Raw genomic sequence first — 15,760 nt, 5'->3', positions numbered from 1 at the left:
ACGTAATTTGTAACTCGTTTCACAATATATCAAGAATTCGATAAGTTATTCTTTGAAAGTTTTTAACTTATCTATTTAATTTTGTTATTACATAAAAATTTAAACATTTTGTTACAAGTGCTTTACCCTTTGTTACAAATACTTTACAAAGTGTCATTAATAACTGTCGGGAGTGGGGGATGAGGGGGATGAGGGGGATGAGGGGGATGAGGGGGATGTGGGGAGTGGGGGATGAGGGGGATGAGGGGGATGAGGGGGATGAGGGAGATGAGGGAGATGAGGGAGATGAGGGGGATGAGAAGAATTAATAACCAATGCCCCATGCCCAATTGTCATTAAATTTGAGAAAAATTGCCGATGACGTTTAAAAAATATCGGGTAGGGGAACACTGGAATTAACCTAAGGCCAGTTTAGATAACGGTTATGGGTACTGTCTCCAAAGGGAATATCACCGTGGTATTGTTTTGCAAGCGTACTAGTTTATTGATTACTTCTATTCTGCTGGGGTTGATAGTTTTGCCAAGTATGGGATGGGCACAAAAAAACCCTGATATTAATTCATCTGATGTAACCCCCGCTTACCCACCTTCTGCACCGCCACCGCGAGTAGAACCTTTGCCCGATGAACGGGGAGTGCAAGAACGTTCGCCAGAAACTGATTATCGTGTCGGTAACTTACTAGAAGATGTTACAGGCAATCTTTGGGTAGGTTCTTGGCGCGGACTATCGCGGATTGATCCTAAAACAGGCAAGATTGTTTCTCGTGTTAGCTTACCAAATGTTGCCATTGGCGCTTTAGCCCAAGATAAAGTAGGACGTCTGTGGGTGGGAAGTTATGAGGGACTTATCCGAGTAGACCCCCGCACTAGCGAAATCACTGCGCAAAATTTATTTTTGCCTTCTAAACGGGTGTTGTCACTGTTAGTTGACAAGCGAGGTTATTTGTGGACTGGAACCGATAGCGGTTTAGCTTTAATTAGTCCCGACCAAGGCTTGATTATGACAACATTAAAAAATCTGCCTGGTGTCAGCGCTAACGCCCTGACTTTAGATGCTGAAGGTCAACTGTGGGTTGGTACTCTTGATGGATTAGTGCGGGTAAATACTGCTAGTGCTGCCATTATGAAACGGATAGCCGATTTACCAGGGACGACTGTACAAGCTTTAGCTATTAGTCCAGAAGGGTTAATTTGGGCGGGAATGCCGAATAATTTGCTAGTTATTAACCCAAAAACTGGTGCGGTACTGCGGTCTGTGACTCTCCTGCGTGGGCGTGACGTGACAGCAGTACGTTTTGCCAAAGATGGTAGTGTCTGGGTCGGGACTAGCAATGGTTTGTTACGATTAAATCCAAATACAGGAGCTGTGTTAGACCCACAAGTTGCTGGACTGCCTTCTAGTCGGATTCTTACCCTTGCACCTGACATCGGCAATAAATTATGGATTGGTACTAGTGAAGGTCTAGCTTGGTTGATGCCCAAAACCGACAGTGCAAAACCCCATCTTGCTTTCAGTCGCGCGGTTAAATGAAAAGTTAGGAGTTAAAAGTTAGGAGTTAAAAGTTAGGAGTTAGGAATTATAAGTTATAAGTCAATACGGTTCACAAAAGGGCTGAAACTCTTTTTTTTACGAACCACAGAGGCGCAGAGAACACAGAGAGAAGAGAGAAGGAGGAAATGCTTAACTGAACTGTATTGAGTTATAAGTTAAAGAATTTTTTAAATTCAAAACTCCCAACTCCCAACTCCCAACTCCCAACTCCTAACTCCCAACTCCTAACTCCTAACTCCTAACTCCTAACTCCCCACTCCCCACCTAGAAAAATGGCAATCACTACCCAGCAATTAATTCAATGGAAACAACAAGGACGTTCAATTGTCGCGTTGACCGCCTGGGATTATGCGATCGCTCAACTCCTCGACGCAGCTGGTGTAGACTTAATCCTCGTGGGTGACTCTATGGCAGTAGTTCTAGGGTATGAAACAACACTGCCAATAACTTTGGATGAGATGATATATCATGCCAAGTCTGTGCGCCGTGGGGTTAAACGCGCATTAGTAGTTGTAGATTTACCATTTTTGACGTATCAAGAAAGTCTTCAACAAGCCATGCACTCAGCTGGGCGGGTACTAAAGGAAACGGGCGCTCAAGCAGTAAAATTGGAAGGTGGCTATCCAGCGATCGCCGAAACTGTGGCTCGTTTAGTACAAGCCGGAATTCCGGTTATGGGTCATGTGGGTTTGACACCGCAATCGGTACATCAACTGGGTTTACGACAACAGGGGAAGAGCCAAGAGGCCAGTGAGAGGATTTTACTTGAAGCGATCGCTCTCGAACAAGCGGGTGTATTTTCTCTAGTGTTAGAGCATATACCCGCAGATTTGGCAATGCAGATTTCACAAAAATTAAGTATTCCGACAATTGGCATCGGTGCAGGGCCTGACTGCGATGGACAGGTTTTAGTAACCTCAGATGTCCTGGGACTTGCAGAGAAGCATCCGCCATTTGCCAAAGTTTATACAAATTTGCGCCAGACGATTACCAAAGCTGTGCAAAATTATGCCGTGGAAGTGCGAGAACGGAAGTTTCCTTGAAAAAGAATTAATTCTGAATTCTTTTTTTTGCCTGCATTAGATATAGGACTGAAAAAGAATTGTAGAGACGTAGCAGTGCTACGTCTCTACAAGGGTTCTGGGTAACGCATATTTAATTTCACCAGATGTCTATTGCCACTTTGCGATCGCGTCCGTGAGCGCAAACTTTCGTCATCAAAAAAATCTTGTCTCGTCGTTGGTGTCAAAAACTAATTGTTTGTGGCTTAAAACTCGATACACTATCCCAATAATTAACTTGGTTAATATTCACTTTCAGCAAAGCAATATCGGGTTCGTCCAATCCTTTAGGAAACCAAGTTTGGAGTTCCGGCTTCCATAGCTCTCGCATTTTGTTGCGGTCTTTTACGAGTTGTGTTGTTCCTGAAATAGATACGTATCGCTGCTGTTCGACCGACGAGAAACTAATATTGACCTGCTCATGGTGTTCAATTTCAGTTACCTTATGGGAACCAGTATAAGTAAAGAACCAGAGTATACCATCAGAGTTAATCTCGCCACTCTTTGACATAGGGTAACTATGCAAACTGCCATCATCATCAACTGTGGTAAACATACCATAATCAATATCTTTGATTAGTTCACGCAGTTTTTGAATATATTGATCACGGTCTGTAGAAGTTGCCATTATTTGTACTCTTTTCTCTCTTTGCTTTTTCTGGACTGTAATTCTTGCTAACAACCAGGTTTCAGCCTGGGTAAAGTTATTTTTTAGTATCAACTTTTTTAGTTTCTGTTGCGTGAGCCTACAGATGGAATTCTCATAAAATTACCTCTTTTAGTTATATCCTTAGATATATTACTTGAGAGCTAGTGCTTTGTCTCTACAGGAGTTTTAGGCATAGCAATCTGAATTTGGCATTATTTCTTTAGACATAAAGCATAATTGTATTGTTTTGTGTTATCGCAATATCTAAAATAATATTTAATTACGAATTACGAACTTGTACTGCCCTTCTCTACGAGAGGCACTCGCGTTCGACTACGCAGTTCGACTGCGCTTCCATCTCTTCTTAGGCTACGCCATCGAGCGCAGTCGAGATGCTCACCGTAAACTCACCAAGCGCGTAGTCGAAGTAAGTCGTTCGCGGAGCGTCTCGAAGAGAGGTATTACGAATTATTTTAATAGCGGTTTCCAACCTAGTGTTGAACTTTTTTATTGTCCGTAGTTGTACAATGGCTATAGGACTAGTATTTGATTTTTGAAATATACGTAGGGTGTGTTAGGCGTAAGCCGTAACGCACCATCTCAAGCTTTTAGTGCCGTACTTTCGTCTAACACACCCTACAAATACTTAGATTTTTTCAGAAATCAAATATGATTCCTATATAGTAAAATGTCACATATCTTAACCATGTTCAATTACTCTTAAAGAAGAAAAATAAAAGCTAATTTCCAACTGTAGTCAGAGCGGCAACTTCAGCGTTTATTTCCTAACAGAATGGCTGAACTGAAGATTTTCGCTAAAACCCTTATGCTGTAAAAATTTTAGGTTATTCTCTCCTCATGGTGATAGAAAAGGGTTAAGCAAAAATTGCTCCCCAGATTCCCGACTTCTTCAAGAAGTCACATTTCTAAAGGACTTTCAGTTAAAAAAACATCCCATGTTTGGGTATCTAGCTCTAAATTTCCTACTACAAATAATTTGGGCTAATTTATTTTTTGCAGTGAAATTCACAGGTACAATACTTCTTTAGCTATCAGACTGAGCTTATGACGTACTGCATTAATCCAGATTGTTCGCAACGAGAAAATCCAGATAATTGTGCAGTATGTAAAAACTGTAAAACACCACTTATACTGCAAAATCGTTACCGAATTCAGCATCCTCTGCAAGTTGATAGATGTTGCTATACAGAAGTATTTGAAATTGAAGATTTAGTTAATCTAGATCAGCCGAAGGTTCTCAAGTCTCTCAAGGAAATTACACCGGATTTACTGCGATTATTTGAGCAAGAAGCATTAATTTTAACAAGTTTGCAGCATCCTGGTTTACCTGCTGGTGAAATGCTATTTCCTTTAGTTTTGAATACAGGCCGCCAATTGCGCTGTTTTGTAATGGAGAAAGTCGAGGGTGAAGATTTACAGAATTGGCTTGATCACCATAAATACTTAACATCACATAAAACAGCATTAGATTGGCTAAAACAATTGACGCAGATTTTGCAATTTGTGCAGAACAGTGGCTATTTTCATCGAGATATCAAGCCGTCAAATATTATGCTCCGTCCTGATGGAAAATTAATTTTAATTGATTTTGGTACGGCGCGTAATTTGTCGCAAACTATTGTCAATGGCAAGGCAGTAACAGGGATTCATTCTGTTGGATATACTGCTCCTGAGCAACTTGAGGGACACGCTGTTCTCCAGTCGGATTTCTACGCTCTTGGTCGAACTTTTATCTATTTAATCACAGGTATTGATCCATCTGGCGATCGCCGTCAAGATTTACCCCATTGGTTTAGGTACATTCAGGATCAACAAACCCCTCAAAAATTTATTGATCTGATTCAGGCGATGACGAATTATCATCCACAGAAACGTCCGCCAACAACTCAAGCCATTCTAGAAAAGATTGAGAATATTGATAAATATTCTTTGGTGCAATGGCAAAAATTATTACTGAGTGCAGCTTGTGCTGTTTTGCTGTTCGTCGGTGATAATGGGGTTTATGAAAAGATAACATTGCCTCAGACTTGCGATTATATCCCAGACGATCATCTCAGTTGTGGTGAAGAAAGCCTAATTCCTGCAAGCTTTTGGGTAAATGATCAGCCACCACCAGCAAAACAATTAGCTATTGAACAGTATGGCATCAAAAATTTTTTAGCAGCTAAGGATCTATTTGAAACTGCTTTCAATCAGGAGTCAGATCCAGAAACTTTAATTTACCTCAACAACGCCAAAATTCAAATGCAATTTCCAGCAGCGCTGATTCGCACGATCGCTGTTGCAGTTCCCCTGCAACGTCGTATTACCACAGGTCTAGAAGTACTCAGGGGTGCTGCTCAAGCTCAGACTGAGGCATTAAAAAAGGGTCAACCCTTACGGATGATTATCGCTGATGATAGAAATAGTAAGGATAGCAAAATTCCCCAAAAGTTGGTGAAATATCCAGATTTGCTGGCTGTTTTGGGTCATAACAGCAGCGAAGCCACCAAACAAGCCCTATCAATTTATACCCAAGCAGGGGTAGTTTTAATTTCTGCAACCAGTACCTCAGATAATCTCAAGAGTCCTTTTTTCTTCCGTACTGTCCCCAGCGCTACCGTTACCGCCAAAGAAATGGCAAGCTACGCATTCTCCCGACTACGACAAAGCAAAGTTGCTATTTTTTACAGCAAGGATAGTGAATATGCTGAATCTCTATCTAAGGCGTTTCGAGAGGCGACTAAAGCCTTTGGGCGTCATGTTCTCGACGACCAACCAGCCTTCAATCTCGCCAGTGATAGCTTTAGCTTTAATGCTGAAATCCCATTAAATCAAGCAAAGACCCAAGGTGCAACGGTGATTGTCCTCATCCCAGATCCAGGAGTAGGATTGTATAATGCGATTCCCAATGCTAAAAAAGTAATTCAGTCGAATGTCAACCAATCTTGGATTTTTGCGGGTAATACTCTTTACACTTCTGACTTACTCAAATCAGATATAGGTTTCTCGCCACAGCAAATCCAACGCCTAGTATTTGCGATCCCATGGCATCCCCTAAACCATATTAAATCTGAGTTTGTACGACAAGCTCAAACCCTCTGGAAAATCGATCCAACTGATATTACCTGGCGAACCGCCACTAGCTACGATGCAGTATTGGTATTAAGCAAAGCCTTGAAGGAAAATCCCACCCGCATCGGCATTCAGAAAACACTTGCAATGCCTGAATTCTTCGTGAAAGGAGCAACGGGAGTCATTCAATTTAAGGGGGGCGATCGCCACAATACCACAATTGCGATCGTTACAGTCCGCCGCGATTGTAATTCCATTGGTTTTGTGTTTATACCGAGCGATCGGCCTATGGTATGTAATTAGGGTTAAATCAGTTTGGCTACTACTGTTGGGAGCTAAACAACCGATCTACGCATTTAAGTATCACTGGTTGTAAAAAAAAGCGTTCCTGATTCCCGTCGTTGGTGGTTTCTACTAATGCTCTACGCTTTAAGGATAAAAGCGCAGCCAAAATATCTCCATTTGAAGGACGATTCCCAAGGTGTAATAGTATTTCTTCACGAGTCAAGCCCTGCGTTTGTGTAGCTAAACACTTGATTAGGGTTTGTTCCAGCATCGAAATCTCCTTCAACCATTGCGCCACTAGTGGCTCAAATTCACCAGTAACTAAAGTTCCAGAGGCTAAAAACTCTCCCACATCCCCAGCAAATAATTCCCGAATAAAATTTGCTGCCATGTTCAAAAATAACGGATTGCCACCATACTGATTTACCAGGGCAACCCACTGCTGGGCATCAAAGATCAGTTGATGATGCTGCAAAAGTTCAATTGCACCTTCCATCAATCCACCGAGTGGGAAAATAACTGCACCATTCCCACTCAAGATATTTAATCCCTCTGGTTGTTCTCGACTGGTCAAAATTACGCAACTCGAATGATTCGTTTGCACTACCGATCGCAGAAAAACAGCATAGGATTCGTATTCTAAACGATATTCTCCCCCGCGTTGGCGTCGCCCAACCTTGGCATCGCCACCCAAAATCCGATCCCAACCATCAAAAACTAACAGAGTTTTTGCTGGTAAAGACGGAAGTGAGTCTCTTGTTGGGGGAGTCAGATGAAACCCAAACCACAGAGTTTGCTCAAAACTCGATTTAGAAGCTGTGGCAAGTTTTGCTGCTAGAGCCGTTTTGCCCATACCACCCATCCCTGTAATTGCAATCAGTCGCGTTCCTTGCTCAATTGCCTGGGTGAGTATCGCCAGCTCGTAACGCCGCCCAAAAAACAAAGGAATATTTGGGACTTGGGTTGTACCAGATAGAGACCAGTTAACCGGACGTTCGAGCAAGTCTTGCCAATTCAAACTCAAAACTTCACAAAAGGCTTTGAATACAGAAGCATCAATGGCATTACCTTTGAGAAATCGTTTCCATGTTGATAAAGATATACCCGCAGCAAACACTTCTTCATTTTCCCAGTCACGCCCAGGTTCGAGAATTTGACTCGCTTGTTCTAAAAAGCGTGGATTATCAATTGTCCAACCTTTTTCCTGACGAGCTTGTTTAACGATTTCTAGTCCATTAGGCGATAGTTTGAGGCTAGGCATTTAGACAACAATAAGCAATTCACCCATACAAGATTGGACTGCAATCTGACTACCGACTCTATAGTAATTAAATTTTACCCTAATAGAGAATTTTATTTTCATATCACATAATTTTTGTCAAGCTCAATTTTAGACCAGTGAAATCAGGAGCTGAAATTGAGCTAGCTTAACTGATATCAAATACCTTCTAATTCAATGTACAACTTGCTCTCCGTAAAATTACGGAGAGCGTACCAATAAGATGATGGAAAATTTATGTATGGAGGATGGAGTTTCCCACCGCTTTCTATGAAGTTAAATTTGTACCCTCTGAATGAGCCTGTTCAACCTCTAGCAGGAGTGTCATGTTCCATCAAACGCCTACGATGAAGAACTAGGTAATCAAATCGCAGTATATTTGCCTTTTTAATTATGGACTGGAAGTACAGGTGGAAAAATGGCTATCGACCAAGCCGAGATGAAGCGGCAAAAAATTCTCATTTGTTAGATGACAGTCAGTTCGATAACGAGCAAGACCGAAAGCTAGCTGAAGAATCTGCAAGGAAATATTTGGGCATACCTGCACCAACCTTGGACGAAGATCAGTCAATACTACCTCATGCAACTTCGCCTAATGAAAAGGCTCAATAATAACATCAGTTACATACAAAAATCTTTCCGACAAAGAAATTGGCTGTAGGAGCGTACAAATGTACGCCCCTAATCAAGTATCTGTAGGAGCAATTTGCTGAAGTAGTATAAAGCTTGGGCACTTTGTGCCTATGTACGTTCCGCACCATTATCAAGTTAGACAAAATGCAGATTTTTCAAATTTTCAATCGATTCAACAACCCAAAATTCACTAAGTTACTCACTCAAACAGTAGCTTTAGGCGCAGGTGCTATTGTTCTACTCTCAAGTACTAATGCTAATGCTGCCGAGCAAGTTGTTTTAAAGTATGGTACTTTTGAGGGGCAAATATCTGTTAAAGAATTAACTCAGTTTACAGAAACAGGCAAAACTACCCCAACGTTAAGGGCTTATTTGCAAGCGGCGCAACAAGACCCCGCAGTAGCTCGTAAAGCACTCAAAGCCCCAATCAGAGCCGATTCTGCCTTTTTAAATAGCCTATTGTCTAGCTGGGCTGGGCCGATTTTAGTCAACCAAATCGGTGAAGTAGTTCATCCTCCCGCAGGAGAATTAAATCACGAAGCCCTACGAAGTGCTTTAAGTGCATCCATTAAACAAAATGGTGAAGTTACACTGCTTGGAGCAATTCAGAATTATCCAAATACTTCTGTCGAACTTGAAGGCGATCGCCTCATCCCTGTTTATGAACGCCTAAGCAATCTTGCAGAACTCTTATGAACCAATACGGTTCACAAAAGGACTGAAATTCTTTTTTTTACGAACCACAGAGGCGCAGAGAACGCAGAGAGAAGAAAGAAGAGAGAAGGAGGAAATGCTTAACCCAACTGTATTGACTTATAGGACTTACGCAAAAACTCTCTGAAACTCTTGTTCCTTCGCGTCCTTCTCCGAGGGGGAGACGCACTCGCCTTTGCGGTTCGTTTTTTTATGATTTTGCGTAAGTCCTGACTTACTTACGATAATTTTCGCCAATTTCATCGGCACTTTCATTATTTTTCAGCAAAATCATCAAACAAAAACAACTAGCAGCTAGCTTTATTAAGCTCATAGCTTCACTTTTTAATACAATAAAAGCGCCTAATCCTATCAGAACAAAAGGCACAAGATTATTAATGTAACGAGTCAATACATCAGCTATGACTCTGTTGTTAGTTAAATTGTATGCAGCGTAACACCAAACTCCTAACAATAGAAAAAATAATCCTACAATTACCAAAAAAGTCTCTAAGTTACTGCTAGCAAATAAAGGTATATAGACACTAACATTATCGCTGCCATTGGCAATTGTTACGGCTGCTACACTATACGCTTGGGTGGAATAAAAACTAGTAATTGTTGATGCTTCAGCTTCTTGTGTTGCAGCTATAACTTCTTTTGATGAATCTTCTTCCCGATTCACTAAGCTACTGATACCTATGGACATTGGTAGTAAACCAAGTAATCCAATCCAGCTTTTTGATAAAATTAATCCACCAAATAAACCAGGAAGACTAAAGATTAACAGAATCGTAAAACCTAGAAACTGACCAGCAACTATATGTCGGGGTCGAAAGTTAGCATTTATTTGAGAAAAAAACAATAATAGAATGACAATATCATCAATGTTAGTGGCAATGAACGCAATTGCCCCTGTAGTAATTGCACTAACGAACTCGTTCATATTTTCAGATAAATATAGGCATAATTTTATCTTGTAGGGAGCATTTTACCTTAGAGGATGTTTGAAATGTCTTCTTGTCGGTAGTCCGCGTTGGCGGAGCCTAAGAAGAGGGCGTCATTACGAATTAGTGAATTTGGTATGGTGATAAATCGTAGGTTCTAAAAATCCAACATGAGTAAGTTAGGGACAGCCTTCAGTGAAGGGATAATTGCTTTCATAGCCACTAACATAGATGACATCATTATCTTGTTAATATTTTTTTCACAGGTAGATGTTAATTTTCGACGGCGGCATATCTTACTCGGTCAATATCTGGGTTTTACAGCCATTATCATCGCTAGCTTACCAGGATTTTTTGGTGGATTGGTTGTAGCGCGACAATGGATAGGATTGCTAGGACTCCTACCAATAGCAATTGGTATTCAACAATTAGTATATACAACAGAAGAAACTATAACAGTTCAGACAGTTAGCAGTGATTTTAGGCAATCTACACCTGCTAACCCTATATTGTCTTTTATTTTGAGTGTTCTGCGTCCCCAAACCTATAAAGTTGCAGCAGTAACTCTTGCGAATGGTGGTGACAATATTAGTATATATATCCCTTTATTCGCTGGTCATGATCTTGCCAGCTTGCAAGTAATTCTAAGTATATTTTTTGTCATGGTAGGGGTTTGGTGTGCGATCGCTTATTTTTTAAGCCGTCAACCTACCATTGCTGATATTTTAAGTCGCTACGGTAAAGCTGTTGTACCTTTTGTGTTAATTGGCTTGGGTCTGTTTATTATGTATGAGCGAGGTACATTCACTCTACTACCTTGGGTGAAAAGTTAATCAATGTTGAATGTTGGATTTAGAATTGAAAATCTCAAATTGCTCAAACCTGATGAACTAATTTCCAACTCACCATCATTAAGATGGTATAAATAATAAACCGTAGCGGGCGTTGCGGAGCTACCTGGCAGATTTTAGCACCTAGTAACACCCCTGGAACAGAGCCTAACCATATAGGCAGTACCAAACTCCAATCAACTGTTCCCAAACTGAGGTGAGCGAGGGCTGTAAACAGCAGTAAAATTGCTGCGTGTGAAATATCTGTACCCACTAACTTCCGTGCATCAAGGCGGAAAAACCCAATTAGCACTAGAGCAAACATTGAACCTGATGAGACGCTAGTTAGACCAACCAAACAGCCTAAAATTGCTCCCAAAGTGATTGTTAGGAAGCGACCCAAGCTAGTTTCTAAGTCTAACTTTGGCAGCTTTGGTAAACTAAATTGGGGGAAAAAAGTCAATAACAACAATTGTACTAGTGCTAACACTGTGACTAGCAAAATCATCCCGCCAAGCAAACGGAGCAAGACGTTATCCAGGTTGTACTCACCTGTACGTTTAATGAGGTGCAAAATCCCCACCCCAAACAGTGAACCCGGAACACTCCCAAATGCTAGCCATTTGACAACTTCTGTGTCAACAGTTTTCTGTTCCCAATGTTTGACGCTACCAACAATCTTCATCAATGTAGCAGCCACAACATCAGAACTCACAGCGATAGAAGGCGGAACCTGAAAAACAAAAATCAACATTGGGGTGATGAGAGAGGCTCCGCCAATTCCCGTCAAACCAACTATGATCCCAACAAAGAAACTTAAGAACGGTAGTAATAAATAATGCATACTCAGCCAAACAATAGCCCTGTAGACAGAGCTAGTGAGGTTTTTCTCCGGTTTTACATATAATATACGGTAAAACGATCTACTTTACGTATTTTACTTGGAAGCATGAGGAAACGTCCAGCGTATTCGGGTTGTATATCGCGAGTAGTGACATGCTCCACACACTGACCTGAGTACAGGTACAGTATGGGCTTCTCAATGACTCCTCTATGAGGACATTAATTGAGCTTTGAGGGCGTGCGTCCCACGCGCCTTGATGTTTATAGCCGCGTTCAAATCTCTGCACAAACTTGTATGACATACAGGACAATTGTGCATTCTTTGAGATAGCGGCTTTTTAACTTTGTGACCACAATTAGAACATTCTTGGCTTGTGCCATTTGGGTTGACGGATATCACTTTCAAGCCAGCATTTTCGGCTTTGTCTGAAAGTATTGATACAAACTGTCCCCAACCCGCATCATTTATACTTTTAGCCAATCTTGTTTTAACTAGTCCTTTGATATTTAACTTTTCTACAGCTATGACATCATATTTATCAAGTAGTAATTTAGCTGTTTTAAAATGAAAATCCTTTCTAGTATCAGCAACTTTTTTGTGTTGCTTACTCAATATAGAAATAGCTTTCTTGCGTCTGTTTGAACCTTTTTTACGCCTTGACACTTTACGCTGTGCTGATTTTAATCTACGTTCAGTATGCTTTAGATGTTTTGGTGCTTTAATTCTAGACCCGTCTGACGCTACATAGAAATCAATTAAGCCTACATCAATGCCAACGATATTATTAGCATTGAAATCAGGCTTAATAGCTGGAACTGTTTTATCATCAAGACTTAGAGTTACATAATACCCATCTGCTTTTTTGGTGACAGATACAGTCTTAATATCAAATCCATTTGGTATTAGTCGATGAACAATCACCTTGACATCACCAATTTTTGATAACGTGATTCTGTTGTTAACAAAATGATGTTTCTTGAATTGAGAATATGTAAATGTTTTGTATTGTCCTTTACCTTTGAATCTAGGTCTACCAGATTTCTTACCGTTAACATCACCCTTTAACCATTTATCAAAAGTTATTTCAACTTTTTTAGGAACTTCCTGTAGTACTTGGGAGTGAATATCTTTGTACCAAGGTCTATCTATTTTAAGTTGAACTAGGGATGCTTTTTGATTGTAGTAATTGGGCTGCTCTTTTAGCTCTGGTAGATGACAAATTAATAGACATCTATCTATAGGACAGCGATTCATTTCATACCAATCAAATCTTTGAGCCAACAAATAGTTATATTGACAACGCAACATTTCAAGTGTTTTATCAATCTTTTGGGCTTGTTCTTTTGTTGGCTTGATTTTGTACTGATACGAGGTTTTCATTTTTTACCTTTTGCTTTTCGACCTACAGATAGTATAACATTAAAGCAAAGACATTGTGTAGGCATTTATGAAAAACAAAGCATTAAATTTAAGGATATCCGAGCGGAGATTAAACAAATTGCGCTTATACTCTGCTCAAAACGATAAAACTATGACTCATGTAATCGAAGATTTTATAGACTCGCTAATAGTCAAAAATGGCGATTCCTCATCGACCCCTCGCCCTGTCAAACCGTAGGTTTGAGTTAGTTAGGGGTCAACTCGTCATCACCCAAAAATTCATCCCACACTCCTAAGAGTGAGTGTGGGGCTTCTTTTCGTTTAAGCTAAACCAACCCAAAATTGGTGGGTAAGGGAGTCATCTATATGTAGCACCCATTTCAGTCGGGGTTTAAATCCCCTTATGTAATGTCTTTAATGCGTGAATGCGTGAATTGTTAAAAGTTCACCCGTCAAGCTAAAAGGGCGAACTTCGGTAATTTTTACCTTCACCAATTGCCCTTTGAGTTCTTTGATGTTGCCGCTAAAAAAGGTCAAACGATTACCGCCAGTGCGTCCCATCACTTGGCTTTGATCTTTAGGATTTTCGTCTTCTACTAAAACTTCTTCAATGCGTCCAAAGTAACGTTGCGATCGCTCTGCTACTTTCAAGTTTCCTAAATGATTGAGTCGTTGCAGGCGATCGCTTTTAATTTCTTCACTGAGTTGATTGTCCCACAAAGCGGCAGGTGTTCCTGGACGCGGCGAATATGCTGCTGTATTCAACATATCAAAGCCAATATCTTCCACCAGTTTCAAGGTATTTTCAAACTGTACTTCTGTCTCCCCAGGAAAACCGACAATCACATCGGCACTAATAGAGGCATCTGGCATATATCGGCGAATGGTATCGATAATCCGGCGATACTTTTCATGGGTATAACCTCGCGCCATCGCCTTTAAAAGTTCATTGTCCCCAGATTGAAAGGGAATGTGGAAGTGTTTGCACACCTTGGGCAACTCAGCACAAGCTTTAATTAATCTCTCCGTAAAATAACGGGGATGACTAGTAGCAAATCTTAGTCTTTCAATCCCCGGCACGTCATGCACGTAATAAAGCAAATCTGTAAAGTTGTGCTGATGGCGACCTTCCGGTGTCACTCCCGGTAAATCTCTGCCGTAAGCATCAATATTTTGACCAAGTAGAGTAATTTCTTTGTAACCTTGCCGTCCTAATTCTTCCATTTCAGCCCGGATAGCTGACGGCGTGCGAGATTGTTCGATACCGCGCACGTTGGGAACCACGCAGTAGGTGCAGCGTTCGTTACAGCCGTAAATCACATTCACCCAAGCTGTAACTTTGCTATCTCGTCGCGGCTGGGTGATATCTTCAATGATGTGAACTGCTTCGGTTGCTACAACTTGGTTGCCCTCAAATACCGACTCCAACAAATCTTTCAGACGGTTGGCGTGTTGTGGCCCCATTACCAAGTCTAATTCTGGGACTCGCCGCAATAGAGCTTCTCCTTCTTGCTGGGCAACACAACCAGCAACGATGAGGGTCAAATCAGGCTGCTCATGTTTGCGCTTCGCTTGTCTGCCCAGGTAGGAATATACCTTTTGTTCAGCATTATCGCGAATTGTGCAGGTATTGTAAAGAATCACATCTGCATTATTCGGGTCTTGGCACCATTCAAAGCCCATGTCTTCCAAAACGCCAGCCATGCGCTCTGAGTCAGCTTTATTCATCTGACAACCGAAAGTAGTGATGTGGTAGTGGCGTTTAGAAGTGGTCATGGGCAATTCTGCTGAATCAGCGTAATGTTATGTAAGGTTTATTTCCATTCTATAACGCTATAAAAACCTAAAGAAGGTGTATGGTCATTTGTCATTGGTCATTGGTCATTGGTCATTGGTCATTGGTCATTGGTCATTGGTCATTTGTCATTTGTCATTTGTCACTTGTACTGAGCGACTTGTACTGCCCTTCGACTACGCAGTTCGACTGCGGTTCCATCGAGCGGAGTCGAGATGCTCACCGTAAACTCACCAAGCGCGTAGTCGAAGTAAGTCGAAGTATTGGTCATTTGTCATTAGTAGAGATTTTAAGCCTATTTACGTTTCGTAACATACTTTGATTTTTTCGCGCCAACTTACTTAGACCCCACATTCCGCACCCACAACTGTCACACCCCAAGGAGACGGATATATTTAGTACATAAGAACTATTTATTAGGAGAATTTACTAGAGCTAAATAGGAATTACTATTATTAAGCTGGATGTATAGCTAATACAACTTTGATAAGTGTGCGCCAAAATAATAATCATTCTCATGCAGAGGGGGGGAAGAGAGAGGCTGCCAGTGGCAGCCTCTCTCTTCCTCTTTTTTAGAATTCGATTAAGTATAAGATTTCTTGCACAAATAGTCACCAAAAATGTGAAAATTTCAAATTATATCGTTGTGGATACTTTGTTGTCATGGTTAATGTCAAAGATATTGAAATTAAGAATATAGACCATTTAGGCATAATCGCAGGAATAATAGATTCCAT

General features: G+C 40.9%; 14 protein-coding genes. 7 read left to right on the top strand and 7 right to left on the bottom strand.

The window, feature by feature from the left end; genetic code table 11:
- Positions 1 to 156 precede the first annotated feature (156 nt).
- Positions 157 to 336: a hypothetical protein gene (locus LC605_RS03875; protein WP_229546256.1), complete on the bottom strand. Its 180-nt coding sequence runs from the start codon at positions 334 to 336 to the stop codon at positions 157 to 159.
- A gap of 88 nt (positions 337 to 424) precedes the next feature.
- On the opposite strand from LC605_RS03875, the gene LC605_RS03870 reads away from it, so the two are divergent.
- On the top strand, positions 425 to 1,531 hold the full coding sequence (locus LC605_RS03870; RefSeq protein ID WP_229546255.1) for a two-component regulator propeller domain-containing protein: 1,107 nt from the start codon (positions 425 to 427) through the stop codon (positions 1,529 to 1,531).
- A 293-nt stretch (positions 1,532 to 1,824) separates the two neighbouring features.
- The gene (panB, locus tag LC605_RS03865; protein ID WP_229546254.1) at positions 1,825 to 2,595 is read left to right on the top strand and encodes a 3-methyl-2-oxobutanoate hydroxymethyltransferase; all 771 of its coding nucleotides are present in this window, start codon (positions 1,825 to 1,827) and stop codon (positions 2,593 to 2,595) included.
- Between the two features lie 202 nt (positions 2,596 to 2,797).
- Here panB and LC605_RS03860 read toward each other — a convergent pair whose 3' ends face one another.
- Complete coding sequence (locus tag LC605_RS03860; RefSeq protein WP_229546253.1) at positions 2,798 to 3,241, bottom strand: pyridoxamine 5'-phosphate oxidase family protein; 444 nt, start codon at positions 3,239 to 3,241, stop codon at positions 2,798 to 2,800.
- A gap of 1,086 nt (positions 3,242 to 4,327) precedes the next feature.
- Here LC605_RS03860 and LC605_RS03855 point away from each other — a divergent pair.
- On the top strand, positions 4,328 to 6,640 hold the full coding sequence (locus tag LC605_RS03855) for a bifunctional serine/threonine-protein kinase/ABC transporter substrate-binding protein (RefSeq protein ID WP_229546252.1): 2,313 nt from the start codon (positions 4,328 to 4,330) through the stop codon (positions 6,638 to 6,640).
- A gap of 19 nt (positions 6,641 to 6,659) precedes the next feature.
- Here LC605_RS03855 and LC605_RS03850 read toward each other — a convergent pair whose 3' ends face one another.
- Positions 6,660 to 7,883 carry an ATP-binding protein gene (locus LC605_RS03850; RefSeq protein WP_229546251.1) on the bottom strand — a complete coding sequence of 408 codons (1,224 nt, stop codon included), beginning with the start codon at positions 7,881 to 7,883 and terminating at the stop codon, positions 6,660 to 6,662.
- A 411-nt stretch (positions 7,884 to 8,294) separates the two neighbouring features.
- On the opposite strand from LC605_RS03850, the gene LC605_RS03845 reads away from it, so the two are divergent.
- Together LC605_RS03845 and LC605_RS03840 are read left to right on the top strand one after the other, a co-directional pair.
- Complete coding sequence (locus LC605_RS03845) at positions 8,295 to 8,513, top strand: bromodomain-containing protein (protein WP_229546250.1); 219 nt, start codon at positions 8,295 to 8,297, stop codon at positions 8,511 to 8,513.
- Positions 8,514 to 8,678: 165 nt separating this feature from the next.
- Complete coding sequence (locus LC605_RS03840) at positions 8,679 to 9,230, top strand: alpha/beta hydrolase (protein WP_229546249.1); 552 nt, start codon at positions 8,679 to 8,681, stop codon at positions 9,228 to 9,230.
- 232 nt (positions 9,231 to 9,462) lie between these two features.
- Here the strand turns inward: LC605_RS03840 and LC605_RS03835 are convergent, their stop codons facing one another.
- Entirely contained in the window at positions 9,463 to 10,173 is a 711-nt protein-coding gene (locus LC605_RS03835) for a cadmium resistance transporter (protein ID WP_229546248.1), read from the bottom strand.
- 171 nt (positions 10,174 to 10,344) lie between these two features.
- On the opposite strand from LC605_RS03835, the gene LC605_RS03830 reads away from it, so the two are divergent.
- Positions 10,345 to 11,007: a cadmium resistance transporter gene (locus LC605_RS03830; RefSeq protein ID WP_229546247.1), complete on the top strand. Its 663-nt coding sequence runs from the start codon at positions 10,345 to 10,347 to the stop codon at positions 11,005 to 11,007.
- A gap of 43 nt (positions 11,008 to 11,050) precedes the next feature.
- Here the strand turns inward: LC605_RS03830 and LC605_RS03825 are convergent, their stop codons facing one another.
- The 3 genes from LC605_RS03825 to miaB all read right to left on the bottom strand — a co-directional run bounded on the left by LC605_RS03825 (position 11,051) and on the right by miaB (position 15,004).
- On the bottom strand, positions 11,051 to 11,848 hold the full coding sequence (locus LC605_RS03825) for a sulfite exporter TauE/SafE family protein (RefSeq protein WP_229546246.1): 798 nt from the start codon (positions 11,846 to 11,848) through the stop codon (positions 11,051 to 11,053).
- Positions 11,849 to 12,055: 207 nt separating this feature from the next.
- A complete protein-coding gene (locus LC605_RS03820) occupies positions 12,056 to 13,228 on the bottom strand; it encodes a transposase (RefSeq protein ID WP_229546245.1) in 1,173 nt (390 codons plus the stop codon).
- Positions 13,229 to 13,642: 414 nt separating this feature from the next.
- Positions 13,643 to 15,004, bottom strand: a complete 1,362-nt coding sequence (miaB, locus tag LC605_RS03815) for a tRNA (N6-isopentenyl adenosine(37)-C2)-methylthiotransferase MiaB (RefSeq protein WP_229546244.1) — start codon at positions 15,002 to 15,004, stop codon at positions 13,643 to 13,645.
- 80 nt (positions 15,005 to 15,084) lie between these two features.
- Here miaB and LC605_RS03810 point away from each other — a divergent pair, with 80 nt between their 5' ends.
- Positions 15,085 to 15,345 carry a hypothetical protein gene (locus LC605_RS03810; protein ID WP_229546243.1) on the top strand — a complete coding sequence of 87 codons (261 nt, stop codon included), beginning with the start codon at positions 15,085 to 15,087 and terminating at the stop codon, positions 15,343 to 15,345.
- The last annotated feature ends 415 nt before the right edge of the window (positions 15,346 to 15,760 follow it).

Origin of the sequence: Nostoc sp. CHAB 5836, assembly GCF_020829445.1 — a bacterium.
Classification (GTDB): domain Bacteria; phylum Cyanobacteriota; class Cyanobacteriia; order Cyanobacteriales; family Nostocaceae; genus Nostoc.
Note: the sequence above shows the minus strand (reverse complement) of the source record. Positions and strands in the feature narration are given on the sequence as shown.

Excerpts from the sequence above, each read along its gene's own strand:
- LC605_RS03870 (WP_229546255.1), top strand. The coding sequence starts at position 425 with ATGGGTACTGTCTCCAAAGGGAATATCACCGTGGTATTGTTTTGCAAG.
- LC605_RS03830 (WP_229546247.1), top strand. The coding sequence starts at position 10,345 with ATGAGTAAGTTAGGGACAGCCTTCAGTGAAGGGATAATTGCTTTCATA.
- panB (WP_229546254.1), top strand. The coding sequence starts at position 1,825 with ATGGCAATCACTACCCAGCAATTAATTCAATGGAAACAACAAGGACGT.
- LC605_RS03850 (WP_229546251.1), bottom strand. The coding sequence starts at position 7,883 with ATGCCTAGCCTCAAACTATCGCCTAATGGACTAGAAATCGTTAAACAA.
- LC605_RS03860 (WP_229546253.1), bottom strand. The coding sequence starts at position 3,241 with ATGGCAACTTCTACAGACCGTGATCAATATATTCAAAAACTGCGTGAA.
- LC605_RS03875 (WP_229546256.1), bottom strand. The coding sequence starts at position 336 with ATGACAATTGGGCATGGGGCATTGGTTATTAATTCTTCTCATCCCCCT.
- LC605_RS03855 (WP_229546252.1), top strand. The coding sequence starts at position 4,328 with ATGACGTACTGCATTAATCCAGATTGTTCGCAACGAGAAAATCCAGAT.
- LC605_RS03810 (WP_229546243.1), top strand. The coding sequence starts at position 15,085 with ATGGTCATTTGTCATTGGTCATTGGTCATTGGTCATTGGTCATTGGTC.
- LC605_RS03820 (WP_229546245.1), bottom strand. The coding sequence starts at position 13,228 with ATGAAAACCTCGTATCAGTACAAAATCAAGCCAACAAAAGAACAAGCC.
- LC605_RS03840 (WP_229546249.1), top strand. The coding sequence starts at position 8,679 with ATGCAGATTTTTCAAATTTTCAATCGATTCAACAACCCAAAATTCACT.
- LC605_RS03845 (WP_229546250.1), top strand. The coding sequence starts at position 8,295 with ATGGACTGGAAGTACAGGTGGAAAAATGGCTATCGACCAAGCCGAGAT.
- LC605_RS03825 (WP_229546246.1), bottom strand. The coding sequence starts at position 11,848 with ATGCATTATTTATTACTACCGTTCTTAAGTTTCTTTGTTGGGATCATA.
- LC605_RS03835 (WP_229546248.1), bottom strand. The coding sequence starts at position 10,173 with ATGAACGAGTTCGTTAGTGCAATTACTACAGGGGCAATTGCGTTCATT.
- miaB (WP_229546244.1), bottom strand. The coding sequence starts at position 15,004 with ATGACCACTTCTAAACGCCACTACCACATCACTACTTTCGGTTGTCAG.